Annotated in this window: 6 protein-coding genes; all 6 read right to left on the bottom strand. The window is 55.6% G+C overall.

Annotated elements, in window-relative coordinates:
* Nucleotides 1-70 precede the first annotated feature (70 nt).
* A complete protein-coding gene (locus tag QMG93_RS34765) occupies nucleotides 71-472 on the bottom strand; it encodes a DUF4280 domain-containing protein (RefSeq protein ID WP_281944477.1) in 402 nt (133 codons plus the stop codon).
* A 31-nt stretch (nucleotides 473-503) separates the two neighbouring features.
* Complete coding sequence (locus tag QMG93_RS34770) at nucleotides 504-995, bottom strand: hypothetical protein (protein WP_281944478.1); 492 nt, start codon at nucleotides 993-995, stop codon at nucleotides 504-506.
* Between the two features lie 27 nt (nucleotides 996-1,022).
* Nucleotides 1,023-2,153: a pentapeptide repeat-containing protein gene (locus QMG93_RS34775; protein ID WP_281944479.1), complete on the bottom strand. Its 1,131-nt coding sequence runs from the start codon at nucleotides 2,151-2,153 to the stop codon at nucleotides 1,023-1,025.
* A gap of 48 nt (nucleotides 2,154-2,201) precedes the next feature.
* Nucleotides 2,202-3,659, bottom strand: a complete 1,458-nt coding sequence (locus QMG93_RS34780; protein WP_281944480.1) for a hypothetical protein — start codon at nucleotides 3,657-3,659, stop codon at nucleotides 2,202-2,204.
* Between the two features lie 3 nt (nucleotides 3,660-3,662).
* The gene (locus QMG93_RS34785) at nucleotides 3,663-4,295 is read right to left on the bottom strand and encodes a hypothetical protein (protein ID WP_281944481.1); all 633 of its coding nucleotides are present in this window, start codon (nucleotides 4,293-4,295) and stop codon (nucleotides 3,663-3,665) included.
* A gap of 3 nt (nucleotides 4,296-4,298) precedes the next feature.
* Nucleotides 4,299-4,501: hypothetical protein (locus tag QMG93_RS34790; protein ID WP_281944482.1), on the bottom strand; the 203-nt coding region annotated here is incomplete at its 5' end.

Here is a 4,501-nt window from a genome sequence, read left to right on the forward strand (position 1 = left end):
CATCCCCCTCAAATCTGTTGCAAGTAAAAGATGGCTTAAGACTTAATAAACCCAACTATCTTAACGGAAGCTATTCTTTCTTCTGCCCGTCATCGGCAATATAGATGACCCCGTTCGCATGCTTCATGCACATGATGTAGGAGTCGCTGGTTAACACGGGCTTACCGTCGATAAGCACGTCGGCTTTCCCGTTCATCCACTCCATGTTCACCTGCGGTTCGCACGGCGTATCCAGCGCTTCGCATACGCCGAAGGTCGCCGGAATATTGACGACGGGCTTGCTGTCCGCGACATTCATGAGCGGCTGCCCCTGAATATATGCGCCATGGCACGTCGGCAGATTGAGCAGATTCGGATTGCTGCCGCATTCGCACTCTAGGATCGCTCCCCTTACGACATAACTGGCTTCCTGCCCCGCCGGCGCTTCAACAGCAGGACCCGCAGGCTTTATGAACGATCTGACACTAGGCATTGGTTTCCCTCCTCAAGGCTTTGCTTTAGTCCTAATCCAACTCCACCGGGGTCAAATGAAGCCCCGTAAACGCTCGTCGGAGCAAGCTTTCCGCGATGTCCAGCCGGACGATCAGCACATCCTCCTGCAAGCCCGCTACGCGAAAAATGCGCTCCCGCCGCACTTTCGGGGCCTCCAGCACCAAGCGTCGGCAAGTCCCGCCGGCGTCCACCTGCGTCTTCCCGGACAAACAATCCAGCTCGCCCGGCTCCATAAACCAGTAAATGTCTTGACGCTGCGTGCTGCGTCCGGTCACGATAGCCGATTGAAACCGCAGCCGGTCGTCGTATTTTTCAAGCAGCGCTTTCAGCCGGTCCGATATGAGCCGGCGCGGATGGTCGATGAAGTCGAGGTAAACCGGCTTGTCCCCGCCCTCTTTTACAAACACGATGTTCCGTTCTTTAATCTCCATATCCCGGCTGACTTGCTCCAGCCTCAAGCCGTCGATGAACCGCTTGTCCTGCTGCAAACGAAAATAGTACATGCCCGTTCTGTCCTCCCCGGCATCGGTCTAGCTCCGAACCTCAACCAACCGCCCCATTTCGTCTTCCTCCATCCAGCGCACCTGCCGCTTCTGTTCCTCGCTAAGCGCGAATTTGGCCGCCTCCTGCAGGATGATCTTGGCTCCCCGCAGATTAGCCCCGCGAAAATCCGCATGCTCCAAGTCCGCAAACATCAGGTTCGCCCCTTGCAGATTCGCTCCGACAAAGCTGACGCCGAAGGTGCCCATGACCTGCCCTTCATGAATAAGCGGCTTACCACCGACGGCTTCCTGAAAATTCGCCCCTTGCAGGTCGCAATGGCTGAAGTTGGCGTCATACAGCACGCTTTGGCTCAGATCGACGTCCCGCATGCGACTAGCGCTGAAATCGACCCCCAAGCAGACACTTTTGTTCAAGCGGCTTCCCGTCAGATTGGAGCCGGTCAGATGGCTGTAAGCCACATCGGCCCCTTCGTACCGGCCGCCGCTCAAATCGAGCTCGCGCCAGTCCTGATAGCGTTGTAGTGTACCATCCTGCTGCTCCAGCGAGGCGCGGATCGCCGCCACATCCTTTTCCTCGCGCACTTCCACCCAGACATCCTCGCTCAGATCGAGGTACTCGCCCGCGCGAATGCGGAACGTATCGGCCCGCTGGATTTGTTGAAACTCCGGCAGCTCCACAATACGCGAAGCGGCCGCCCGAATGAGGCTGACAACATAATGGCCGGCGATAGACACGTCTTCCATCCATGCGCGGTCGCTTTCCAGCGGCAAAATATCGGCACCGTAGCTTTTGCGCGCTTCGTCTATTTTTCTCCGGTATATATCCAAATGATCATAGAGCCATGGCAGCTCGTGCAGCTCCATGCAAGCCGACCGGTCCAAATACCAAGTATCGTCGTACGCTTCCAGACTGCATATGAGCTTTCCTTGTCCAAGCCACGAGCGCAAATAAGAGACGTGGATATAGGCAATCGGACGCTTGTCACCGGCCTCTTGCATCGCATGAATGCGGAGGCAAAGCTTGCGGAACGGCTCAATCCACTCCCGAATGCGGGCTTCGGCCTGTTCCCGGACCTCCGCGCCCAGACGCTTGATCAATGCCTCCTGCTGCGGTGCGACCTCCTGCGACAGCCATCGTTCTAACGGTTCCTGCTGCAATCGTTTCTCCTCCCCGGCGTTTGTCTGCTCGCGCAAGCGTGCGCTTCGTTAGTTGTTATGAACCTGGGTGCCTTTCACGTCGACGCGGTCTTCCAGCACGACGGAGCTGGCTTTGCAGGTCAATTCGATTTTTTCCTGAGCGGAAATCGTTATTTTTTTCGAGGTCATCGTCACTTCCTCGGTCGCTTTCACCGTTACGTTTTTGCTGCTGACAATCGAGATGCCGTCCGCATCGCTGAGCGTGATCGACACGCCGTCGCCCGTTATGAGAATGTGGTCGGGCGCGAGCACGATCATTTTGCCGTTCTTGGTCTTGATCGTCTTGATGCTCGGGTCTTCCATCGGATCGCTTCCGCCGCCTCCTCCCGCCGCACCACCGCCGCCTGCGGCTCCCACCTCGGGCTTCGGCTTCGGCACGGAGCTGATCGCAATCGCGTCCTCTTCCTTGTGCGTCGGAAAATAAATGCGTACATCGTCGCCGTTCTCGGGCATGCAATACCAGCCGGCATTGTCCTCGGAAGCATAGATCGTCGAGTAAGGGAACCAGAACGCTTTGCCTGTGTCCTGCGCCGGATCGATGTTTAAATGCGCTTTGATTTTGTCCTTGGTCACCGCAATGACCTTCCCCTGCAGCGACGCCCCGACGATCGCCATGTTGTACTGCTTCCGCACGCTCAGACCCGGACGCGTGGTCAACAAATACTTATATTTCAGAAGTCCGTCGAGCATGCTCACCCGAACTTCATAGACAACGAGCCGCTGCCGGTCAAACGTCACTTCCATGCCGATCTCGAACACTTGATCGGTTTCCACTTCATAAAAGATACAATCGCTTTCGCTTAACTCCGGTATCAACCCTTGCACCGACTGCTGGTACAGCTCCATCCGTTTATGCACGCGGTAATGATAAGCGTTCACTTCCCCTTTGAAGCCGAGATCCGGCACGCCGAAATGGACCCTGGGGGTATCGAAGGCGACGGCAGGCACTAGCCCGGTGTGGAAATGGGAAGCTAACCGTTTCAGCAGCTCCCAGTCCGTCTCCCGGTACTGCAGAACGACTCGGCCGATCGCTGCGCCGTTCGAGGCTGCATCCATCACGTCCGCTCCGTCATAGTCCTGCACGACCTTGTCCACCAGCTGCGAATAGGCCATTCCCACATCCTGAAACGTGCGGTCCTTGCGCGTCACATCGAACTGATACGACAGTGACACGGCTTCCAGCTCCAACTGGTAAACGTCCCGCACCTGATGGATTTGCATGCTCATAATCATGCCCTGAAACAGGTGGATTTTCCCCCCCTGCTCGGTCTTTTGGGTAACGGCGATATTCGTCCGGGCATGATTCATTTCCATGTAGCTGGCTTTCAGCTCTTCCGGGACGATACCGGTCAAGCGAAGCGTGGCATGCTCGTTGATTTGCTTGACGATCGCCAGCTCCTGGATCGATTCGAATGTAAAAGGCGTCACTTCCAGATCCTGATAAGTCGCATAAGACCGTTCTGCCACCCTTTATTCCTCTCCTTCCCGCTTCGGATTGATTTGCAGAGCGTCCATGATGCCATGGGCGATCGGGCGCCACTGCTCCGTATATTTCTCCATGCAGTTCAAGCCAAAAAAGACGCCTTTTCCATCCAGCTCAATGAAAAAGATGCCGTTATACATAACCCCGTCCAGCACCGGCACGGAAAATTCGTAAAAGCCCATCTTGCGGCCACCGACCTCGCGGACGCCTTCGCCGATCCATTTGGCATTCGGCTGCATCCGCCGGATCATGAAGCTGAGATCCTTGACGAACGTGTCCATTTCGTCGTTCACCATCCGGTTGGCCGTCGGATTGACCGTCAGGTTAATCTCCAGCGTCGGGTCGGTATAGATCAGCTTCGGCCGGCGGTCGGCCGGATATTTGATCCTGGCGTAATCCTCCGGCATAGGCTCGAAGGAATCCGGCACAAACATGAACACTTGCCCGGGCACCACTTCCGTTCTGGAAAATGTGATCGTCTCGTCGCCCAGCGCAAGCTCGCCCGCTTGAATCGCCCGGCTGACGTTCTCTGCCGACAATGCCGCCTTTAGCGCCTCCTGCCGTTCTTCCTGCTCCTGCTTGCCAATCAGCTCAAGCCACTGCTCGTCCATATGCTCCATCGTTCAGCCTGCCTTCCGTTCCGTCTCCATGATACGCGGAATCTTTGATTTTTCTGCAAATTCATTCCAGATTACACTTTTCATTGTATATCGGATAGAACGATTGAGATTTTTAGATATTTTTAGTAATTTTTCCATAAGTGTGTTAATACTCACAATTTTGAGCCGCAGGCGGCAGCCAAAACAAAACAAGCAGCTCATCCTCC

This window comes from Paenibacillus tyrphae, assembly GCF_027925525.1.
Taxonomy (GTDB): domain Bacteria; phylum Bacillota; class Bacilli; order Paenibacillales; family NBRC-103111; genus Paenibacillus_G; species Paenibacillus_G tyrfis_B.

Bases quoted from the DNA above. Each gene is read 5' to 3' on its own strand.
- QMG93_RS34765 (WP_281944477.1), bottom strand. From the start codon at position 472: ATGCCTAGTGTCAGATCGTTCATAAAGCCTGCGGGTCCTGCTGTTGAA.
- QMG93_RS34770 (WP_281944478.1), bottom strand. From the start codon at position 995: ATGTACTATTTTCGTTTGCAGCAGGACAAGCGGTTCATCGACGGCTTG.
- QMG93_RS34785 (WP_281944481.1), bottom strand. From the start codon at position 4,295: ATGGAGCATATGGACGAGCAGTGGCTTGAGCTGATTGGCAAGCAGGAG.